A 19,622-nucleotide genomic window follows, 5' to 3' on the forward strand; every position below is an offset into this window, starting at 1 on the left:
TCCTTCGCCCCCCGCTTAGCTCGAGGTGTTCGTAAAGTGTGTCACCAGTTTGCCGAGACCAAGGAAGTTCGAGCCCTTGACGAGTACCGCATCACCATGGGTCAAGCCGAATTGCTCGAGCTGCGCGATGGCCTGAGCGCTGTCTTCGCAATGCGCGAAGCTCGGTGCAAAGCCAAGCGGGTCGACTGCCGCTTTCCCCAATTGTGCAGCAAGGTGGCGCATCTCATCGCCGACCAAGATCGCATGGTCGATCTTGGCATCGGCCAGCGGTTCGGCGAGTTGGCGATGGAACTTGGCCGAGAAATCGCCAAGCTCGCCCATGCTGCCAAGCACCGCCACCCGGCGATGCGCTGGCGTTTGGCCCAGCTGCCGCAGAGTTGCGCGCATGGATGCAGGATTGGCGTTGTAGCTTTCATCGAGCAACAAGGCCTTCCCGCCGGGCACTTCGATATCGAAACGCGCGCCCCGCCCCTTGAGGCCACCCATTTCGGCGAGAGCCAGTCCGGCAGCAGCCAGATCACCGCCGGCAGCGCGAACCGCCGCCATCACGCCAAGCGAATTGTCGATCCAGTGCTCGCCCGGTTCGGCCACTGTAAAACAAACCCTCCGGTCGCCCAGTTCCGCCGTGACGAGCGATCCGCCATGCGCACTGGGGATTGCATCGAGGAGACGCACATCGGCCCCAGCGCTGCGCCCGAAGGTGACGATTTCGGCACCCAGAGCCTGCGCATGCTCGATCAGGCGGGGAGTATGCACATTGTCCGCCGGAATGATTGCAGTGCCGCCTTTCACCAGGCCGGTGGAAATCTGCGCCTTCTCATCCGCGATCGCCTCTTCGCTGCCGAGATGTTCAATGTGAACTGGCGCGATCGTCGTGATCAGCGCCACATCGGGCCTGACGTGGCCTGCGAGAGGAGCGATCTCGCCCGCGTGGTTCATGCCCATTTCGAAAACGCCGAACCTTGCGCGCGCGGGTAGCCGGGCAAGGCTCAGCGGAACCCCGACGTGGTTGTTGTAGCTGCGCACACTGCGATGCGCTGCGCCGCGGCTCGAACGATCGAGGCTCGCAAATATCGCTTCCTTCACACCGGTCTTTCCGACCGATCCGGTGACCGCGACGCGCACCGCCGAGGAGCGTTCGCGCGCTGCATGGGCGAGGTCGTGCAGCGCCTTCGTGGTGTCCTCGACCAGCACATGCGGATAATCAACCGGACGATCAACCAAGGCCGCAACGGCACCTTTCTGAAAAGCGGCGCCGACAAACTTATGTCCATCCATCGCCTCGCCTTTCAGCGCGACAAAAAGGTCTCCCGGACGCACATCGCGCGAATCCATTTCGACCCCGGATGCCCTGAACGCGTGGCTGGCCGTCCCGCCGGTCGCCGCTTCGATGCCCGCAGCATCCCATAGCGCTAGCGGACATTCATCTCGCGGATCGGCGGGCCATGCCCGCAACAGCGCGTGTACCGCACTCATGCGATGCCTTCCCTGGTGGTTTCGGCTGCGCATTCGCGCGCCACCTGGACATCATTGAAGGGCAAAACCCGCATATCGTCTCCCGAACCGATGATCTGGCCCTCTTCGTGGCCTTTACCTGCGATGAGTATAATGTCGTTCTCCCTCGCTTGCCCGATTGCAGCCGCGATCGCATCGCGCCGTCCGCCAATTTCCGAGGCATTGCCGCCCGCGCCCGAACGAACCGCTTTTCGAATGCTGGCTGCGTCTTCGCCGCGTGGATTGTCGTCGGTAACAATGACAATATCGGCGTTCCGCGACGCCGCTCCGCCCATGGGTGCTCGCTTGCCCTGATCGCGATCTCCGCCTGCGCCGAACACGGCAATAAGCTTACCGCCCCTGTTCGCATTCACATGTGGCCTGAGAGCGATGATGGCAGCCTCAAGCGCATCGGGTGTGTGCGCGTAATCAACATAGACGGGAGCGCCGCTGGCGGTGATGACCGCGCGCTCAAGCCGCCCGCGGACCGGCTGCAACCGCCCAACCGCGTCGAACACCTGCGATGCGTCAGCACCAGTAGCCAGCGCGAGACCCGCCGAAACCAGCGCATTTGCAGCCTGATAGGCTCCGATCAGCGGCAGTCTCAACGTCCGGCTCTCACCGTCATGTTCTACCGTAAGCGACTGCCCAAGCTGGGTGGCCTCCCGCGCGGACAGGCGCAGGAAATCGCCCCCCTCGCCGACCGTCCGCACTTCGAGGCCGCGCCTCGCGGCATGTTTGATCGCCCTGTCCGTCCATTCATTTGCGTCCGCTCCCGCCCAGATGATCGCCGGCGCGCCGCTATCGACGACCTCGTCAAACAGACGCATCTTGGCGGCGAAGTATTCTTCCATCGTGCCGTGATAATCGAGGTGGTCGCGGCTGAAATTGGTGAAGGCGCAGGCAGTGACCGGCAGACCTTCGTTGCGGAATTGCGAAAGGCCGTGGCTGGAAGCTTCGTAAGCGACATGCGTCACCCCTTCGCGCGCCAAGCCGCTCATGTTTGACAGAAACGTGACGATGTCCGGTGTGGTCAGGCCGGTTGAGACACTTCCATCGGGCGTGGTAACGCCAAGCGTACCGATGCTGGCCGCGCGTTCGCCGCACATGCGCCATATCTGGCGAGTCATTTCGGCGGTCGAAGTCTTGCCGTTGGTCCCGGTGACCGCGACGATCGTTTCGGGCACCGGAGTAAAGAATTGTGCAGCAAGGTTCGCAAATGCGCGTCGCGGCTCGTCGCTGGCGATATGGAGCGCGCCTAAAACCTTGACCTCAGGCCGCGCCACAATCGCTACCGCACCCGCTTCGATTGCAGAAGGAATGAAGTCTTCGGCGTTGAATTTGGCGCCTTGGAACGCCCCGAACACGGTCCCCGGTGCGACCTTGCGGTGATCGATCGCGAAGCCTGTAACGCCGATGTCTGGCCCCGCATCACCGATTGCCAGGCCCGCCTCTTCGATCAGTTTGCCGAGCTTCATTTGTCCTTTTCCACCAGATAGCGGAGGTCTGAAATGTCTACGTCACGCTTCGCGTCCGGGCGCACTCCCAGCATTGGACCGATGCGCGGAACCAACCGGCCAACCACCGGCGCAGCATTGAACGCGGCGGTGCGCTGAAACGAGCTCGCCACCGTGCCGCGTGGTTCGTCGATCATCGCCACCACGACGAAGCGCGGGCGATCCATCGGGAAAGCGGCGGCGAAAGTGGAAATTATCTTGCGCTGGCTATACCCGCCCTTGCCCGGTTTTTCAGCAGAGCCGGTCTTGCCTCCGACACGGAAGCCGGGCGCATCCGCGCTGCGACCGGTGCCATAAATCGAAATCATACGCAGCATCTGCCGCATCCGGGCAGACGTCGACGCCTTGAACACGCGCTTGCCCCGAGGAACATCGGCAGAGTCGAGCTTGTGCAGAGTTGCCGGACGCCAGATACCGCCGTTGACCATTGCGGCGTAAGCGTTCGCCAGGTGCAGCGGTGTTACCGCAAGGGAGTGGCCATACCCGATCACCATGTTCGTATGGCGGTTATCGGGGTTTTGCGGCCAGAGCGGTTTGCCCCGTGCGGGAAGCTCGATGAACGGCCGTTGATCCATGTTGAGATCAACCAGCATTTGCTGGAGCCGTTCCGTGCCGAGCTTGTCCGCGACGCGCGCTGTCACCGTGTTTGAGGAATAGACCAGCGCCTGCGGGACATTGAGCGTGTCACCCTTCGGCTTGAGGTCGCGAATGCGCCGATTGCCCACCTCCACTGTGGTAGCGTCCCAGTCGCGGCCAAGATTGCGAACAACACCCGCATCGATGGCGGCAGCGACTGTCAATGGTTTGAAGGTCGAGCCAAGTTCGTAAAGGCCGTTCGTTGCACGATTGAAGACATTCGGCGCACCATCCGCGCCGACCACGTTGGGATCGAATTCGGGCAAAGATGCCATCGCCATGATCTCGCCGGTATCCACGTCGAGCACGATGCCTGCCGCACCGAGCGCGTCCGTCGCCAGCATTCCCCGGCGCAGCTCGTCCTCAAGTGCTCCCTGCACCCGCACATCGATCGAAAGCGCGACGGGATTGGCGCGCAGGGTCGGATCGGACAGCCGCTCTTCAAGCACTTCCTCCATGCCGATTTTCCCGCCTTGCTGCTCGACCACATAGCCAAGCACGTGCGCCGCAAGCGAGCCCTGCGGGTAATGGCGGTCGGGTTCCTGCGGGAATTGCAGAGCGATTTCGCCGAGTTCGAACACTCGGTTGGCATCTTCGGGCAATACACGGCGCCGCAAATATCCCCCGCGGCCGCTGGCGAGCTTTCGTGCGGTCTCAGCCTCGTCCATGTCGGGGAATATCGCGGCAAGTTTGGCCGCGATTTCGGATGGCTCTCCGACCAAGGGCTTGCCCCCATCGCCCATCGCATCTGGATCGTACCACAAGGCGTAGGCCGGGAATGCCCGCGCCAGCGGTGCGCCGTTGCGATCGGTGATTTCGCCGCGCGGCGGCAGGAGCCGGTCGGCCAGGCTGGACTGCGTCGGTGCGGAACCCGCGAATCCAAGCCACGTGATACGTAAAAGCGCCGCGGCGGCGACTGCGGTGAAAATGACCGCGATGAAGAGTATCCGCATGCGCGCGGTGAGAAGCGACTGGAACCGCAACTGGACCAATTGAATGCGTCCGACGGGAATCGCGGGCCCTTGCGCAGGCTTCAGTGGAGCGCGCAGCGAGGTTCCCAGCGCAACCGGCCGTGCTTCCGCGAAACCTAACCCCAGTTGCGGCGTAAACGCATTCATTCGCGGACTCTTGCCGCTTCACCGACAAGGCCGGAGCTCGCATTGGTCCGCGCATTGGCCGCGCGGATCGGAGAGGCTTCAATCAGAAAATCGCCGAATGCGCTTGCAAAAACAGTGCCCGCATCCTGCTCGGTCGCGGCAGCAGCGAGCGTGATCGGAGTTCCGGTGATGGGCGATACCATTTCGCGCTCTTGCGTTTCCTCCCCGCTGGCACCTGGCAATTCTGCGCGCGCTACGCGTATCTGCCGCGGAGCATCCGGACCGAGCGGCTCGCCGAGGCTAGCAAGCTGGCGTTCGCCTTCGAGATATTGATCCGCACGCGGCGCTTCGAAACCGAATTCAACCGAATTCCAATTGGCAAGCTGGCGCTGACTGGCGCGCGTCTCGAACTCCGTTTCGAGGAGTTTGGTCTGGCGTTCAAGGGAGACGATCTGGCGTTCCGCCAGCAGCACTTCGCTTTTTACGGCGTGAACACGCAGGCTCAGAACCACGAACAGGCCGAGGCACATCGCGAGGACAGCAGCCCAGCCGAGCGAGCGAATTTGAGTGCGGGTAACCATCATGGTGCCAATTCCCTTGCTGGAGCTGCCGTTCGGAGCGCGTGGCGGAGCGTGGACGAGCGCGCGCGCGGATTGCGTTCGATCTCTGCTTCTGACGGGCGGATCGCTTTGGAAACATTCGTGAAGACCGGGGCTGGTCCGGGAAGCTCGCCCGGCAAGTGCCGCGATACCGCACGGCCCGCGCCGGACGCTTCTTTCAGGAAGCGCTTGACGATGCGATCTTCGAGGCTGTGAAAACTGACCACGGCGAGGACGCCGCCTTCCCTGAGCAATGCCTCGGCGGCGAGCAGCCCCGCTCTCAGCTCGCCGAGCTCATCGTTCACGTGAATCCGCACCGCCTGAAACGTGCGGGTGGCGGGGTCTTTCTTGTCATGCGGTTTGTGGCCCAGCGCCTTGCGCACGACACGAGCGAGTTCGCCGGTCGTCTCCAGCGGGCGCGCCGCGACAATCGCGCGGGCGACGCGGCGCGACTGGCGCTCCTCGCCATACTGGTAGAGCACGTCGGCTATCGCCGCTTCGTCTGCCGTATTGAGAAAATCCGCCGCACTCTCGCCCTCCTGGCTCATGCGCATGTCGAGCGGACCATCGTTTGAGAACGCAAAGCCGCGCTCCCCCTGATCGAGCTGCATCGAGGACACCCCGATATCCATGACGACTGCATCAACCTGCGGCACGCCGATGCGCTCCATCTCTTCGCGCATGCGCGAAAAGCGTTCGGCATGAAGGGTGAGCCGCCCATCGTAGGCATCGACCATTGCCGCGCCATCGCGGATCGCATTTGGGTCGCGGTCAAATGCGTAGACCCGCGCGCCACTGCCTAGCAGTGCGGCGGAGTACCCGCCGGCCCCGAAGGTCGCATCGACGATCTCCATGCCCGCGATTGGACCGATGGCCGCGATCACTTCATCGAGCAGGACAGGGATATGAGGCGCACTCATCACTTGCCGCCACCCTTCTTGGATGCTTTCGCAGCGGCTTCCTTGACCATGCTCGCACAGGTGACCTGCGCTCCCCGGAAGCTCTTATCCATGCGAGCGAGCTCTTCCGGGTTCCAGACGAAGAAAAATTCGCCTGCCCCGTGATAATAAAGGCCGTCGCCGACATTGCCGAGGTCGCGAAGGTGATCCGGCATGACGAAGCGCCCGCTGTCATCGAAAGGAAGCTGCTCGAATCCGAAGAGCTGCTGGGCGCGGATGTCGCGATCGAATTCGGCGATGTTCATACGTATCGCGCGCTCTTCCTCGCGGTCGAGCTGTTTGTGCAGTTCATCTATGCGAGAGAGGCCGAAACCGATCAGGCAATCGAATTTCTCGTGCGCGGCAAGGCACAGGGTCTTGCTGCCTCCCGAACTCTCCTTGACCGCCTTGCGGAATGCGGGGGGCAGGACGAAGCGGCCCTTATCGCCTGCCGGCGAGTAGGCTTTGCCACTATATGTCCCCAGCGCAGACACGCTTCCCAATCCCCTTATCCCTGACCGGCCACTCCTCCATGAAATAGCCGCCGCATCAGACACACCTTCTCCGTCGCCATCGCCGCGCGAGCGGTGACGGCACGCCAACCGACCGAGGTGACGCGGAGCAAACGAGTATGTTTGATGGAACCCGGTAATATCGGGGATACGAGCGGGATGGAAGGGGTTTTTACGGGAAATCTAGGGATTAAGCGTTAAGTATATGATATTTTTATGGATTTACCCACACTTCGGCATATTGACCTCGGCCCGAAACCCCTCCTGGTCCCACTATTTCCCGCTCGAAGGCGCTGAATTCAGACCGTTTCCCCGAGTTTTCCGCCCGAGTCCCTGACCAGAGTCGCAGGCTCGCGGCGTATTCCCGCGTTTTCCCCATTCCATTGCTATCGGAATGCGAAGTCAATGACCTCGCTCAGTTGGTTCGGCTGGTCGAGCGCGTGATCGTGGTCATGCTCGGCATTACCTTCGAACGCGTGGGCGTCGGCAATCAGAGTCACCTCCCCTTCCCCGATCCGGCAGCGGGCGACGACGGCATCACCCATTATGTCGCAATCATCCGCGCCACTATCCCGCACCCTGATACCACCGGCGAGCGCGACAGAAAGCTGCATGTCGCCGAGTGCGACCTTACGGGGCACCGGCTGGTCTTCATCGAAGTCTATCTCAAGTCCCCAGCGGCCAACCACGGGGGGGATCAAGGCGATGTCGACGGGACGCCTGGGATCGCCCAGCGGGAGATGATGATCCGCCGTCAGCATGGGATCCAGTACGAGCAGCAACCTCCCGCCTCCCCTCACCCACGCGTCCAAGGCAACATTGTCCGCGGGCGAGAGACCGCGAGGCTGGATTACCGCGAGCCGTTCCAGACCCTCGAGCGGATCAAGGTCGGGCTCGCCAGCAGAAAGTCCGGCGATGGGCGACAGCGTGTCGAGCGGCAGCAATTCGAAGCGCGCCTCAAGCGCTTGGCGCTGATCAGAAATCGGCGCGTCCGATGACAATAGTTCACCGAACTGAGCCCCGAGAGGCCAATAAAGCGGCAGGCTGGTCATCAATCCCAGGCGTGGTTTTTCGACTTTCGCCAATGGATCCGACTGTTCGATTGCCTCGGCTTCGGCTGATCTGGATTCGCAGGCTGCAAGACTGCACTGCACCGCGAACAACAGCGCCATCACCGATGGCCGAAAAGATAGTCGCACTATGGGAAGTCCACATCGGCAGGCGGTGCGGCACTTTCCGGCGGCGCCTCGGAATTCGTGCTCGCCTCGTCATCTTCGTCCGAGTTCTGCGGGGATTCGGCCGGGATATCGGGCACCACGCCCGCATCGACCAAGGGGTCGCGCTGAGGCGGCGCCTCGCTTGGCTCTGTAGTAGGTGCTGCCTCGGGCACGGCAGTCTGTTCGGTTAATGCCGCCTGCCCGCCGATGATGCTTGCCAATCCGACCAGCAGGACCATGGCGAACAGTCCGAACAGACCGACCTGCAAGCGCTGTATCGCCTCGGCACGAGTCCCGCCGAGCGGAGCGCCTTCAGGCGGCAAGCTTTCTGCGGGTTTTCCGTCTTTCATGCGTCCAAGAAGCTTTTCGCCTGCCATCGCTGCAGACTATCAGGCGGTCGCCGCCTGCGCCAGCCAGTCGAATACCGGCAGGTCTTTCGAGGCCAACCATTCAGCGTTGTAAAGCGTGGAAAGATACCGAAATCCGGTATCGCATAGAATGGTGGCGACCTGCGGATTGTCGCGCCCTTCCGCGACCAGTTGCTTGCCCAGCGCAATCGCGCCCGCAACGTTGATACCCGACGAAAGCCCAAGGCAAAGCCCTTCCTCGCGCAGCATACGCTCGACCCAGACCAGGCCTTCCTCATCGGAAATCCGGAATTGAGTGTCGATCGGCGCACCTTCGAGATTGGCGGTAATGCGGCCCTGCCCGATCCCTTCGGCAACCGAGGATCCTTCGCTTTTCAGCTCGCCGTGAGCAAAGTAATTGTAAAGCGCTGCGCCGTGCGGATCGGTAAGCGCGATACGAACGTTCTCGTCTTTTTCCTTGAGGCCCATGCCTACCCCGGCGATCGTGCCGCCGGTGCCTGCGGCGCAGGTGAACCCGTCTATCCTGCCGCCAGTCTGGTGCCACAATTCCTGGGCTGTCCCTTCGATATGAGCTTTACGATTGGCGACATTGTCGAACTGTCCGGCCCAAATCGCGCCTTCGGTTTCCTCTGCCATACGCCGCGAGACATGCTGGAAATGCGCCGGGTCGGCATATTTCGTCGGTGGCACCAGGACGAGCTGGGCACCAAGCGCCCGCAGTGTGTCCATCTTCTCCTTGGACTGGTTATCGGGCATCACAATGACCGTCTTGTACCCCAGCGCGTTGGCGACCAGAGCAATGCCGATGCCGGTATTGCCGGCCGTGCCTTCGATCACGGTCCCGCCGGGCTTCAGCTCGCCGCGCTCCTCAGCGTCGCGGATCATGTAGAGGGCAGCGCGATCCTTTACCGACGATCCGGGATTGGCGAATTCGCACTTGCCCCAGATGTCACATCCAGCCGTTTCGCTGGGACCGGCAAGTCGGACGAGCGGAGTATTTCCGATCAGGGCGAGTGTATCGCCGAAAGGTTGGGTGATGTTCATGACCGGGATTTAGGGCCTTCGCCCCGCCCCCGCAAACAACATTAATCTTCTTCGGCGATAGTTACCTTGAGCCCGTCCAATTCGGCCGTGAAGGGGATCTGGCACGACAGGCGCGAATTCTCGGTTCGATGCTCGGATGATTCCAGCAGGTCGTCTTCGTCCTCGCTCATCGCCGGGAGCTTGTCGGTCGCACCGCCATCGATGTGGATGTGGCAGGTTGCGCAGGAACAGCACCCACCGCACAGCGCAAGAAGTTCATCGAAACCATTGTCGCGGATGGCTTCCATCACCGTCAGGCCGTCCTCAACCTCGATCTCGCTCGTTTCGCCTTCGCGATTGGTGACGACCAGCTTTGGCATGGATTCGAATTCCTTTTTGACTCAGGTTGAGCGCAAGAATGCGCGCTATCGCTAAAACAGCCGCGCTGCTAGGACGTTCCGAATTCCAACGCAAGCTAAGGAAATGATGAGTGGGGCTGACGGCGCGGCAGATCAAGAGCGGATTGGACACATTGGCGAGCTCCGATCCCAAACTCGCCGCCGAGCTAGAGCGCGTCGGCTATCCAGAACCGCGGATGAGAGAGCGCGGCTACATGACACTCCTGCGAACGATCGTCGGGCAACAGGTTTCTGTCGCGGCGGCCAGCTCCATGTGGAACAAGCTGGAGGCGGAACTTGGTGCGAATTTCACATGCATCGACCTGCTGAGCCGCGACTTCGATACCCTTCGCGCCTGCGGGTTGTCACGTCAGAAACAGGGCTATGCGAGAAGCCTGTGCGAGCTGGTCGACGCCGGGGAGATCGACTTTCATTCGCTTCCAACCGACGACGAAGCTGCCATCGAGGAGCTGACCCGGATCAAGGGCATCGGGCGCTGGTCGGCTGAGATATACCTTCTGTTCGCTGAAGGTCGCGCCGACATCTGGCCAGCCGGTGATCTCGCGGTGCAGGAAGGCGTGAAACGCCTGCTGGAACTGAACGAACGCCCGACTGAAAAGGCCGCTCGCGAGATCGGCGGGAGATGGTCCCCGCACAGAGGCGCGATGGCGATCTTCACCTGGCATTATTACGCCAATCCAGCGCTTTAATACGGCTATCGGTTTGGCTTGCAGGCTCTGCGCCCATGTGTACGGTGCCTCCAATGCATTTCGCGTAACACTGGCTTGATTTGGAGGGTCTCAAAACCATGTTTCATTCTGCAAAATCCGCTCGCATGCTTGCCGCCTCGGTGGCGGCTCTTGCACTGTCAGCTCCGGCAATCCTGTCGGCTGACCACCATGCCAATTCAACTGCTCAGAACGGAGCCTCGATGACGTCTACTGCCGAAGCCACTCCCCTGATCCCTCGCGACGCGCTGTTCGGAAACCCGACCAAAGCGCAAGGTCGCCTGAGCCCCGATGGCCAGTGGCTGAGCTGGCTCGCGCCCAAGGATGGGGTGCTCAACATCTGGGTCGCCCCGCGCGATAATCCGGACGATGCCAAAGCGATGACGTCTTCGACCGACCGCCCCATTCGCCAGCATTTCTGGGCACCGGACGGCAAGAGTGTCAATTATATCCAGGACAAGGGAGGCGACGAGAATTTCCTGCTGTACAAGGTGGATGTAGCGACCGGCGAAGAGACCACGCTGACACCGTTCGAAAACACCCGTGTGCAGATCATTGGCACCTCGGAGACGATCAAGGACAGCATCCTGGTTGGCCTGAACAACCGCAACCCGCAATTTCACGACGTTTATATGCTCAACCTCAACACGGGTGAGAGCGAGCTGGTTCTCCAGAATGAAAGCTATGCAGGTTTCATGGCCGACGACACGCTGACCGTGCGTATGGCATTCCGGCAAAACGCCGAGGGTGGGACCGACTATTTCAAGGTCACGGACAACGTGGTCGCCAATGAACCGTTCGAGGCCACGGCGATGGAAGATTCCCTCACGACCAGCCCCGCAGGATATACCACGGACGGCTCGACTCTTTACTGGATCGACAGCCGGGGACGCAACACGGCTGCACTTTATGCTCAAGATACCGCGACCGGTGAGAAAACCATGATCGCCGAGGATGACAAGGCCGATCTGGGCGGCACGATCCGCGATCCGAAGACCGGCGAGGTCGAGGCGTATTCCGTCAATTACCTCCAGAACGAATGGGTCGCGATCGATCCCGATCTGAAGGCGTCGATGGAATGGCTCGATGAACGGCTCGATGGTGAGTTCGGAATTTCGAGCCGCACCGATGACGACCAGACCTGGATCGTCTGGAATGACCCGCTGACCGCACCGAGTGCGACCTATATCTATGATCGCGCCGCGAGCACGCTGACGCCGTTCTACGTTGCCCGGCCTGAGCTTGAAGGCGCGCCGCTCCAGCCGATGCAAACGGTTGAGATCACGAGCCGCGACGGGCTGACACTTCCGTCATACCTCACCCTGCCGCCGGGCTCGGACACGGACGGCGATGGCCGGCCCGATGAAGCGGTGCCGATGGTATTGCTCGTCCATGGCGGCCCTTGGGCGCGCGACGAGTACGGGTTCAATTCCGCACACCAGATGCTCGCGAACCGCGGCTATGCCGTGCTCAGCACGAATTTCCGCGGCAGCACCGGTTTCGGCAAGGATTTCCTCAATGCTGGGAACAAGCAATGGGGCTTGAAGATGCACGATGACCTGATCGACGCGACCGATTGGGCCATTTCCGAAGGCATCACGAGCGAAAGCCAAGTTGCCATCATGGGCGGATCATATGGTGGCTACGCGACGCTCGCAGGCCTGACCTTCACGCCGGACAAGTTTGCATGCGGTGTCGATATCGTCGGCCCTTCGAACCTCGAAACGCTGCTCAGCACGATCCCGCCTTACTGGGCACCGCTGGTGAAGATCTTCCACGAGCGCATGGGCGACCCGAACACGGAGGAAGGCCTGGCCCTGCTCAAGGCGGCAAGCCCGCTTTACAAAGCGGACCAGATTACCAAGCCGCTGCTGATCGCGCAGGGCGCCAATGACCCGCGCGTGAAGCAATCGGAAAGCGACCAGATCGTCGGCGCAATGAAGGAAGCCGGGATCCCGGTTACCTACGTCCTCTATCCCGATGAAGGGCACGGCTTTGCCAAGCCTGCGAACAATATTGCGTTCTTCGGCATCGCGGAAAACTTCTTGTCGGAATGCCTTGGCGGACGCGCAGAGCCGCTCGGCGATGTGCTCGAGCCGTCGACCGCCGAAATCGTCGAAGGGGCAGAACACGTCAAAGGTCTGCAGGACGCCCTTGGAAGCTGAGGATCGAAGCAAACCTAGCTGACATTGCTGTCAATTGCTGACAAACCGATCGCCCGGAGATAGACCTCCGGGCGATTTTGTTTTTTGGAGGGATCAGATGAGCGCGACAGAGCAGCGGCGCAGCATTTTCATAACTGGCGGCGCTTCGGGCATCGGCCGGGCGACGGCGCGATACTTTGGTGAGCGAGGCTGGTTCATCGGAATTTCCGATGTTAACGAGAGCGGAATGGAAGACACGCTCGGCCTGATCCCCGGCGGATACAAATACATGCACAAACTCGATGTACGTGACCGCGATGCATGGGACGTCGCGCTCGAAGCCTTTTCAACCGCGGCAGGCGGACGGATCGATGCGGTGGTGAACAATGCCGGGATCGGCACAGGCGGCCCGCTGGCCGAGCTTGAGCAGGATGAAATCGAACGGTGTCTCGATATTAATCTCAAGGGTGTGTTGTGGGGCGCGCAGGCGGCGTACCCCTATCTCAAGAGAACCGCGCCGGGATCATGCCTCGTCAATATTGCAAGTGCAGCGGGCATTACCGGTGGCAGCGGGATGAGCGTCTACAGCGCCACGAAATTCGCCGTGCGCGGAATTGCAGAAAGCCTTGATGCCGAATGGGCGCCCGACGACATTACGGTGTGCTCGATATGCCCAAGCTTCATCGAGACGCCGCTACTCGACGGCACTGGCAACCGCCATTCGAATGAGGCTGTGCGCGACCGCGTGAAGGCGGCGGGGCTAGAAATCACCCCTGTGGAAGAAGTCGCCGAGACAATCTGGCGTGCGGTCCACGGGCAGGAGATGCATTACATCGTCGGCAAGACCGCGCGGCAGCTCAATTTTGCCAAGCGCTGGATGCCGGGTAAAATCCGTAAGCAACAACGCAAGGCGGCATCGCTGCTAGGAAAGTGATCAGCTGACCAGCCTGTCAATTGCCCGCGCCAATTTGGCGTCGCGGTGCGACAGGCCGCCTTGCGTGCCAGCATCATGGGTCGTGAGCGTGATCTCGACCTTGGCATACACGTTGAACCATTCCGGGTGGTGATCGTGCGCATCCGCCAGCAGTGCGACGCGGCTCATGAAGCCCCATGCTTCGGAGAAATCACCGAACTGGAATGTGCGAATTATCGCCTTGCCTTCGCGGGTCAGCTCCCAGTCGGGATGATCCGACAGAAGCGTCTCGCGTTCCTTGTCATCGAGCTCTGGAACATTGGCCATTGGGAAACTCCTAGGGGAGAGTGTTGTTAGCAGGGTTGCTTTTGCCTAACGCACATCTCGATGCAAGGTTCTGCCACTCCTTCCCTTTCGTCGAAAGACCTCGCCTGCCGCCGCGGCGACAGAGTGCTTTTTCGTGGTCTTTCGTTCGATTTGCAGGCAGGCGACGCGATGCATGTGACAGGCGCCAATGGCACCGGGAAGACGACACTCATTCGCGCTTTGGCAGGTCTGATCACGCCCTATGGCGGCAGCGTGGTGAGCGAAGGAGCAGTCGGACTGCTGGACGAGCGCACCGGGCTCGATCCCGACCAGCCGCTGGGTACGGCGCTGCATTTTTGGGAAAGCGTGGACCGGTGCACCGATCCTTTCGCGACATTCGCGCTGCTCGGGCTGGAGCCGCTGCTTGATGTGCCGGTGCGCTACCTTTCGACGGGACAAAGGAAGCGAGCAGGCCTCGCCGCGTTGGTGAACCGCAAGGTGCCGATCTGGCTGCTCGACGAGCCGCTGAGCGGGCTCGATGCGCGTGCCATTGACCAAGTCACCGCGCTCATAAGTCAGCATGTCAACGAAGGTGGGATCGCGCTGATCGCCTCGCATCAGCCGTTGGCGATAGGAGAACTTACGACGCTCGCGATCGAGCCATACGTTCCCGCTGCGGAAACCGCTTCATGATCGGCGCCCTGTTGAAACGCGACCTTGGCAAGTTCTTCCCCTTCGCCGGCGGAGGGGCCGCGCTGCCGGTCGTCTTCTTTGTCGCGGTTGCAATGCTCTATCCCTTTGCGGTCGGCCCGGATCCGCAAATGCTCGCGAGAACGGGCGGCGGCATCGTATGGATTGCGGCACTGCTTGCAGCGATCCTTCCGCTAGAAAAACTGGTCGCGCAGGACATTGAACTCGGCGTGTTTGACCAGCTCAGGCTGCGCGGCATGACAGAAGAGACAATGATGGTTGTGCGCCTGTTCGCGCACTGGCTCAGCTTCGGCCCACCGTTGATCCTGGCCGCTTTCCCTGCCGCTGCCCTGCTCGCGCTGGATGGGCCGGCCCTTCACCTGCTGCTACTCGGCCTGATTGCCGGCACGCCGGGCCTCGCCGCAATCGGCCTGATGATCGCCTCGCTCACCGCATCTCTGCGTGCAGGCGCAGCGCTTTCGGGTCTGCTGCTGATCCCCCTCGCCCTGCCCATACTGATTTTTGGCGCGGGAGCATTGGCCCGTCAGGATCAAGCAAGCCTCGGCTTCGTTGTTGCTACGAGCCTTCTGCTGGTGGCGATTGCGCCGTTCGCAGCGGGCGCCGCAATCAGAGCCGCAAGGGACGTTTAATTGCTCGAACCAAGAGACCAGATCGCTGCCAATATCCGGCTGCGGCGGATCGGCAACGGCCTGCTGCTGTTCTCGGCGCTCGCTTTTGGGGCGAAAGCGTTGATCCATACCGAGGTGCAAGCGCGTTTCACCCCGATAGTGATCTTTCATGCGGCAGTAATGCTGGCGTGGCTCGCGCTTTTCGCAAACCAGGCCTCGCTTGCCGCATGGAAGCGGTTTGGTTTGCACAAGACGCTTGGGCGGGCGTCGGTATTGCTGGTCGCAGCGATGGTGGCTTCAGGCGTGATAATCTCATGGAAGATCGGACAGGAACTCGGCCGGTTCGAGGTCACCATTGTGAACGTCGCCGCATTCGTGACGTTCGTACCTCTGTATTGCGCGGGCATCTATTTTGCGCGCAAGCGGAGGATCCACGCACACAGGCAAGCAATGCTGATCGGCACGCTTGCACTGATGACCCCCGCCTATGCCCGCGTTATCCAGGTGCTCGGCCTGCCTGACCCGCTCGCGATAGTCGTCCAACTGACGATTACCGTCCTGATGGCGATCAGCTATGAATGGCTGACGATGGGCCGGTTGACGCAAGAGGTCCAGGCCATGCTGGGCTATTCGGTCGCGGTGGTGATCGTCATGGTCGCTGTCCTTGCGGCATTTTTCCTTTAAGCGCCTGCGCCGCGCCCCCTGATGAGAAATACACTGCCGATGTCAGCCCGAAATTGTCGCAGCCGCAGCGTCGCGATGATGGATTCGAGATTGGCAGCGATGCCAACGGCGAAGACAGCTATCAGGAATTCTCGCGAATATCCGGCAGCGTAGAGAAAGACGATAAACAACGCTGCGAGGACCGCGCTGAGCTTCGACAGATACAAGTGGTAGGCTGGCAGCACACCGAACTTAGCCAGGCATGCGATTGCCGCGGCGGTGTATGTTGCGAGGAAGGCATAGAGCCAGCCTATGTCCGGCTGCAAAGTCGCTCGCTCGAATATGTAAAGTCCCAGAAGGGCCGCGATCGTGGTCAGCGCGTCGGCAATCGTATCGAGCCGCGCTCCGCGACGGGACGCCGTCCCCATCCACCTCGAAATCGGACCGTCCGCAGCATCGGTCGCGATACTGATAATGAGCAGAATGAAAAACGCATCGCGCACCCCGGCAAGCGCTACACCCGCTACGACCGGCGCAGCCGCTATGCGATAGATAGTGAGTAAGTCTGCAAACGAACGCATATGACCCCGCCTGCGCCGTAATATCAGGTCACCCGATCATCAATAAGGCGGCTTATTGCGCCCCGTCGGACTTTCGGTGAATATCTCGACCCCGTCTTCGGTTATCGCCAGGCTATGCTCGAACTGAGCGGACAAGGATTTGTCGCGCGTGACGGCGGTCCAGCCATCACCCAGCACCTTCGCCCACGGCTTGCCGAGATTGATCATCGGTTCGATCGTAAAGAACATGCCGGGTTTCAGCTCAGGGCCGGTCCCGGCTTTTCCAGCATGGACCACTTCGGGTGCATCGTGGAACAACCGCCCGAGGCCATGGCCGCAAAATTCGCGCACCACGCCGTAACGAAACTGTTTCGCATGCGCTTCGATCGCCGCCCCGATATCGCCAAGCCTAGCGCCAGGTTTGCTTGCTGCCTCGATGCCGAGCATCAGGCAGTCATAGGTGACATCGACCAGGCGCTTCGCCTTGATAGATGGCTCTCCCGCGAAGAACATGCGCGAGGTATCGCCGTGCCAGCCATCCAGCAGCGGCGTAACGTCGACATTCAGGATGTCGCCTTCCTTCAGCACCTTGTCACTGGGTATTCCGTGGCAAATGACATGGTTGATCGAGATGCAGCTCGAATGGGCATACCCGCGGTAACCCAGTGTCGCTGGCACCGCGCCTGCATCCAGCATCATTTCGCGAATGCGGTCGTCGATCTGCGCCGTGGTGACACCTGGCACCACAAGGTTCGCGACTTCGTCGAGGATAATCGCGGCCAGTCGCCCGGCCTTGCGCATGCCTTCAAAGCCCTCTTCTGTGTGCAGCTTGATCGTTCCGTCGCGGTAGACGGTGTCGCTGCTCTCTACGAGTTGGTATTCTGCCATGCCTGACCATGTAGCGAAGGTGACGGCGGATTTCCACTTCGTGGCCGAAATCTAGTCGAGGATGGCGAACGCCTCTAGATATTCAGGCTTCACGGTTTCGAGTATGCGGCCGGTCACTGGCACGGCAATCTTGTACGATCCTTCCGCAAACGACCCGGCGACATAGGGCGCCGCGAGGAGTGTGAGCCCATTGATAGCAACGCCATCCCGGGAGCTTCCGGACAGAACCAGTTCGGATAACGCGGGACAGCCAGCGAACATGTCCCCCTCAATGACCACCGCGTCTCCGCGCTGCTCTTCCTGCGCGGCGAGCAATCCCTCGCAATAAGGCTCACGAAGCGCACTTTCCAGCGCGTCCGCGGAGACGAACAAGCCGAGCGGCGCGAGCGCCTGTCCGGCGTCGCGGTCCCAGACGAGCGCGTCAAACTCAGAATTCCCATGCGCGCCGCCTGTGTAGAAAGAGCTTGTCGCCGAAAGCCACAGCAAGCGCGGCGTATCGGCGGCAACCTCCCATTTCGTTTCGCGGGTGTAGCTCCTGAACGGATAGCCAAATTCCTCGGCATCGGATCGGGATTCGCTGGAATCCTCATCAAGCGCGGCCTTTTCCGCTTCCGCCCGCGATCTCATCAGGTCTCGCAAGACAGGAATGGCGGCCGCCTCGCTCGGCCATGAATAATCGAACTCGTATTCGCCGGTTTGGCTTCGCAGCCCTTCGGCGGTGAAAGCGCCGCCGGTGTCGACCCCCACGTCATCGCCGACTTCGGCAGGCGACGAACACGCGCTCAACGCAATTGCAGACAGCGCCGCATACGCTCTGTTGGTTCCCATTCTGCTTTCCCTCCCGCGAAAGTTTGCGTGACATGCCGCCGATGGTGACTAATTGAAACAGCATGACCGATATAAATGACTTGATCCAGGCCGACCGCGGCCAAGACGCCATCGCCATTCACCTTGTGAACTCGGAAGGGTTCGATGATTTTGCCAAGACGTTGAGCGCTGCGCAGCGCGCCAGTCTTGCGGGGCAGAAATTCGAAGGCCACGGATATCAGGTCGGAATCGTGCCCGATGGCGACAGTTTTTTCGCGGTTGGCGGGGTCGCCGATCCGCATGAGCTTTCAAGCTGGTGCCTTGCCAAGCTTGCCGAACAGCTTCCCGGAGGCACATACCGGTTGGCTGGCGCAGCAGCGGAAACCGGGGCCGGCCCCGCGATGTTCGGGTGGCTCACCGGGCAGTACAGCTTCAACCGTTATAAAGAGGAAGAGAACGCCGCCGGGCCGCGCATTTTGCTGACAGACAAGCCTGGCCGGATCGACGCTGTCGCGGCCGAAGCGCAGGCCGAAATGCTCGTGCGCGATCTGGTCAACACGCCCGCCGAAGACATGGGCCCAGCCGCGCTGGAGGCCGAGTGCGACAAACTTGCCAAAGCCCATGGCGGCAAGCTCATCGTGACACAAGGCGATGCGCTGGAGCAGGGATATCCCATGGTGCACGCCGTCGGCCGCGCCGCTGCGCGCGCACATGCCCCGCGCATCATGCACCTGACCTGGGGTTCGGAAAGCGATCCCGTGCTTGCGATCGTCGGCAAAGGCGTGACCTTCGATTCCGGCGGTCTTGATATCAAGCCGGGTTCTGGCATGCGCCTGATGAAGAAAGACATGGGCGGCGCAGCGCACGCAATCGCGCTTGCGGGCCTGATCATGGCCGGCAGGCTGAAAGTCCGGCTGCACTTGCTCGTCCCGGCTGTCGAAAACGCCATTGCGGGTAATGCCTTCCGTCCCGGTGACGTTCTGAGCAGTCGCAAGGGCCTCAGCGTCGAGATTCACAACACTGACGCCGAAGGGCGACTCATACTCGGCGACGCGCTGACGCGTGCAAGCGAGGAGCAGCCTGAACTCATCATAGATTTCGCGACGTTGACAGGTGCCGCACGCGTTGCCCTGGGTCCGGATTACGCTGCCATGATGGCGCGCGAGGATGCGACCGCACAGGCGTTGATCGATGCGGGCAAGGCAAATGACGACGAACCCTGGCGCTTGCCTCTGCCCGAAGCGTACCGCGAATACCTCAAATCCGACATCGCCGATATCGCGAACGCCCACACCAATCCCTATGCCGGAGCGAGCGTTGCTGGTCTGTTTCTCGACCGGTTCGTTGGCGATGATATCGATTGGGTCCACTTCGACACCTTTGCGTGGCGCCCCTTTGCCAAGCCAGGCCGCACCAAAGGCGGCACCGCCTATGGCCTGCGCGCCGCCTGGAATATGCTTAAGGACCGCTTCTCAGCCTGACAAACGTCTTCCCG

At 61.2% G+C, this 19,622-nt stretch carries 21 protein-coding genes; 7 read left to right on the plus strand and 14 right to left on the minus strand.

The window, feature by feature from the left end; genetic code table 11:
* Positions 1-15: 15 nt before the first annotated feature.
* The 10 genes from KCG45_RS01555 to KCG45_RS01600 form a co-directional block, all read right to left on the minus strand.
* Positions 16-1,476 (minus strand): UDP-N-acetylmuramoyl-tripeptide--D-alanyl-D-alanine ligase, encoded by a 1,461-nt coding sequence (locus KCG45_RS01555; protein WP_218315391.1) that lies wholly within the window; start codon positions 1,474-1,476, stop codon positions 16-18.
* Complete coding sequence (locus KCG45_RS01560; protein WP_218315392.1) at positions 1,473-2,972, minus strand: UDP-N-acetylmuramoyl-L-alanyl-D-glutamate--2,6-diaminopimelate ligase; 1,500 nt, start codon at positions 2,970-2,972, stop codon at positions 1,473-1,475. Before KCG45_RS01560 ends, KCG45_RS01555 begins: the two co-directional genes overlap by 4 nt.
* Positions 2,969-4,765, minus strand: a complete 1,797-nt coding sequence (locus KCG45_RS01565; RefSeq protein WP_218315393.1) for a peptidoglycan D,D-transpeptidase FtsI family protein — start codon at positions 4,763-4,765, stop codon at positions 2,969-2,971. The genes KCG45_RS01560 and KCG45_RS01565 overlap by 4 nt, the downstream gene beginning before the upstream one ends.
* Entirely contained in the window at positions 4,762-5,328 is a 567-nt protein-coding gene (locus KCG45_RS01570) for a hypothetical protein (RefSeq protein ID WP_218315394.1), read from the minus strand. The genes KCG45_RS01565 and KCG45_RS01570 overlap by 4 nt, the downstream gene beginning before the upstream one ends.
* The gene (rsmH, locus tag KCG45_RS01575; protein WP_218315395.1) at positions 5,325-6,263 is read right to left on the minus strand and encodes a 16S rRNA (cytosine(1402)-N(4))-methyltransferase RsmH; all 939 of its coding nucleotides are present in this window, start codon (positions 6,261-6,263) and stop codon (positions 5,325-5,327) included. The genes KCG45_RS01570 and rsmH overlap by 4 nt, the downstream gene beginning before the upstream one ends.
* Positions 6,263-6,775, minus strand: a complete 513-nt coding sequence (locus KCG45_RS01580; protein ID WP_218316348.1) for a division/cell wall cluster transcriptional repressor MraZ — start codon at positions 6,773-6,775, stop codon at positions 6,263-6,265. Before KCG45_RS01580 ends, rsmH begins: the two co-directional genes overlap by 1 nt.
* 404 nt (positions 6,776-7,179) lie before the next feature.
* Positions 7,180-7,992: a motility-associated ABC transporter substrate-binding family protein gene (locus KCG45_RS01585; RefSeq protein WP_218315396.1), complete on the minus strand. Its 813-nt coding sequence runs from the start codon at positions 7,990-7,992 to the stop codon at positions 7,180-7,182.
* Complete coding sequence (locus KCG45_RS01590; protein WP_255547898.1) at positions 7,992-8,387, minus strand: hypothetical protein; 396 nt, start codon at positions 8,385-8,387, stop codon at positions 7,992-7,994. The genes KCG45_RS01585 and KCG45_RS01590 overlap by 1 nt, the downstream gene beginning before the upstream one ends.
* A 12-nt stretch (positions 8,388-8,399) precedes the next feature.
* Positions 8,400-9,422 carry a cysteine synthase A gene (locus KCG45_RS01595; RefSeq protein ID WP_218315397.1) on the minus strand — a complete coding sequence of 341 codons (1,023 nt, stop codon included), beginning with the start codon at positions 9,420-9,422 and terminating at the stop codon, positions 8,400-8,402.
* Positions 9,423-9,463: 41 nt separating this feature from the next.
* Entirely contained in the window at positions 9,464-9,781 is a 318-nt protein-coding gene (locus KCG45_RS01600) for a 2Fe-2S iron-sulfur cluster-binding protein (protein WP_218315398.1), read from the minus strand.
* Positions 9,782-9,891: 110 nt separating this feature from the next.
* Here KCG45_RS01600 and KCG45_RS01605 point away from each other — a divergent pair, with 110 nt between their 5' ends.
* The 3 genes from KCG45_RS01605 (at position 9,892) to KCG45_RS01615 (ending at position 13,605) form a co-directional block, all read left to right on the plus strand.
* Entirely contained in the window at positions 9,892-10,509 is a 618-nt protein-coding gene (locus tag KCG45_RS01605; protein WP_218315399.1) for a DNA-3-methyladenine glycosylase family protein, read from the plus strand.
* Positions 10,510-10,607: 98 nt separating this feature from the next.
* Positions 10,608-12,692, plus strand: coding sequence for a S9 family peptidase (locus KCG45_RS01610; protein ID WP_369410709.1), 2,085 nt, complete (start codon positions 10,608-10,610; stop codon positions 12,690-12,692).
* A gap of 97 nt (positions 12,693-12,789) precedes the next feature.
* Complete coding sequence (locus KCG45_RS01615; RefSeq protein WP_218315400.1) at positions 12,790-13,605, plus strand: SDR family oxidoreductase; 816 nt, start codon at positions 12,790-12,792, stop codon at positions 13,603-13,605.
* Here the strand turns inward: KCG45_RS01615 and KCG45_RS01620 are convergent, their stop codons facing one another.
* Positions 13,606-13,911: a 4a-hydroxytetrahydrobiopterin dehydratase gene (locus tag KCG45_RS01620; RefSeq protein ID WP_218315401.1), complete on the minus strand. Its 306-nt coding sequence runs from the start codon at positions 13,909-13,911 to the stop codon at positions 13,606-13,608.
* Between the two features lie 60 nt (positions 13,912-13,971).
* Between KCG45_RS01620 and ccmA the strand changes: the two genes are divergently transcribed.
* The 3 genes from ccmA to KCG45_RS01635 are packed head-to-tail and all read left to right on the plus strand — an operon-like array spanning position 13,972 to position 15,893.
* Positions 13,972-14,583 carry a heme ABC exporter ATP-binding protein CcmA gene (gene ccmA, locus KCG45_RS01625; RefSeq protein ID WP_218315402.1) on the plus strand — a complete coding sequence of 204 codons (612 nt, stop codon included), beginning with the start codon at positions 13,972-13,974 and terminating at the stop codon, positions 14,581-14,583.
* Entirely contained in the window at positions 14,580-15,230 is a 651-nt protein-coding gene (locus KCG45_RS01630; RefSeq protein ID WP_218315403.1) for a heme exporter protein CcmB, read from the plus strand. Before ccmA ends, KCG45_RS01630 begins: the two co-directional genes overlap by 4 nt.
* Positions 15,231-15,893: a hypothetical protein gene (locus tag KCG45_RS01635; protein WP_255547899.1), complete on the plus strand. Its 663-nt coding sequence runs from the start codon at positions 15,231-15,233 to the stop codon at positions 15,891-15,893.
* On the opposite strand, the gene KCG45_RS01640 is transcribed toward KCG45_RS01635, so the two are convergent.
* Genes KCG45_RS01640 through KCG45_RS01650 form a run of 3 tightly spaced genes read right to left on the minus strand, consistent with a single transcriptional unit; the run spans position 15,890 to position 18,148 of the window.
* Positions 15,890-16,453: a CDP-alcohol phosphatidyltransferase family protein gene (locus tag KCG45_RS01640; protein ID WP_218315404.1), complete on the minus strand. Its 564-nt coding sequence runs from the start codon at positions 16,451-16,453 to the stop codon at positions 15,890-15,892. The genes KCG45_RS01635 and KCG45_RS01640 overlap by 4 nt on opposite strands.
* Positions 16,454-16,492: 39 nt before the next feature.
* Positions 16,493-17,320 carry a type I methionyl aminopeptidase gene (map, locus tag KCG45_RS01645; RefSeq protein ID WP_218315405.1) on the minus strand — a complete coding sequence of 276 codons (828 nt, stop codon included), beginning with the start codon at positions 17,318-17,320 and terminating at the stop codon, positions 16,493-16,495.
* Positions 17,321-17,371: 51 nt separating this feature from the next.
* Positions 17,372-18,148, minus strand: coding sequence for a DUF4163 domain-containing protein (locus KCG45_RS01650; RefSeq protein WP_218315406.1), 777 nt, complete (start codon positions 18,146-18,148; stop codon positions 17,372-17,374).
* A gap of 62 nt (positions 18,149-18,210) precedes the next feature.
* On the opposite strand from KCG45_RS01650, the gene KCG45_RS01655 reads away from it, so the two are divergent.
* Positions 18,211-19,608 (plus strand): leucyl aminopeptidase family protein, encoded by a 1,398-nt coding sequence (locus KCG45_RS01655; RefSeq protein ID WP_218315407.1) that lies wholly within the window; start codon positions 18,211-18,213, stop codon positions 19,606-19,608.
* Positions 19,609-19,622 lie beyond the last annotated feature (14 nt).

The organism is Erythrobacter ani (genome assembly GCF_019204025.1).
Taxonomy (GTDB): Bacteria; Pseudomonadota; Alphaproteobacteria; order Sphingomonadales; family Sphingomonadaceae; genus Erythrobacter; species Erythrobacter ani.

Coding starts and splice junctions, on each gene's coding strand:
- KCG45_RS01650 (WP_218315406.1), bottom strand. CDS start 18,148: ATGGGAACCAACAGAGCGTATGCGGCGCTGTCTGCAATTGCGTTGAGC.
- KCG45_RS01655 (WP_218315407.1), top strand. CDS start 18,211: ATGACCGATATAAATGACTTGATCCAGGCCGACCGCGGCCAAGACGCC.
- map (WP_218315405.1), bottom strand. CDS start 17,320: ATGGCAGAATACCAACTCGTAGAGAGCAGCGACACCGTCTACCGCGAC.
- KCG45_RS01590 (WP_255547898.1), bottom strand. CDS start 8,387: ATGGCAGGCGAAAAGCTTCTTGGACGCATGAAAGACGGAAAACCCGCA.
- KCG45_RS01600 (WP_218315398.1), bottom strand. CDS start 9,781: ATGCCAAAGCTGGTCGTCACCAATCGCGAAGGCGAAACGAGCGAGATC.
- KCG45_RS01595 (WP_218315397.1), bottom strand. CDS start 9,422: ATGAACATCACCCAACCTTTCGGCGATACACTCGCCCTGATCGGAAAT.
- KCG45_RS01560 (WP_218315392.1), bottom strand. CDS start 2,972: ATGAAGCTCGGCAAACTGATCGAAGAGGCGGGCCTGGCAATCGGTGAT.
- ccmA (WP_218315402.1), top strand. CDS start 13,972: ATGCAAGGTTCTGCCACTCCTTCCCTTTCGTCGAAAGACCTCGCCTGC.
- KCG45_RS01620 (WP_218315401.1), bottom strand. CDS start 13,911: ATGGCCAATGTTCCAGAGCTCGATGACAAGGAACGCGAGACGCTTCTG.
- KCG45_RS01630 (WP_218315403.1), top strand. CDS start 14,580: ATGATCGGCGCCCTGTTGAAACGCGACCTTGGCAAGTTCTTCCCCTTC.
- KCG45_RS01615 (WP_218315400.1), top strand. CDS start 12,790: ATGAGCGCGACAGAGCAGCGGCGCAGCATTTTCATAACTGGCGGCGCT.
- KCG45_RS01640 (WP_218315404.1), bottom strand. CDS start 16,453: ATGCGTTCGTTTGCAGACTTACTCACTATCTATCGCATAGCGGCTGCG.
- KCG45_RS01565 (WP_218315393.1), bottom strand. CDS start 4,765: ATGAATGCGTTTACGCCGCAACTGGGGTTAGGTTTCGCGGAAGCACGG.
- KCG45_RS01570 (WP_218315394.1), bottom strand. CDS start 5,328: ATGATGGTTACCCGCACTCAAATTCGCTCGCTCGGCTGGGCTGCTGTC.
- KCG45_RS01610 (WP_369410709.1), top strand. CDS start 10,608: ATGTTTCATTCTGCAAAATCCGCTCGCATGCTTGCCGCCTCGGTGGCG.
- rsmH (WP_218315395.1), bottom strand. CDS start 6,263: ATGAGTGCGCCTCATATCCCTGTCCTGCTCGATGAAGTGATCGCGGCC.
- KCG45_RS01555 (WP_218315391.1), bottom strand. CDS start 1,476: ATGAGTGCGGTACACGCGCTGTTGCGGGCATGGCCCGCCGATCCGCGA.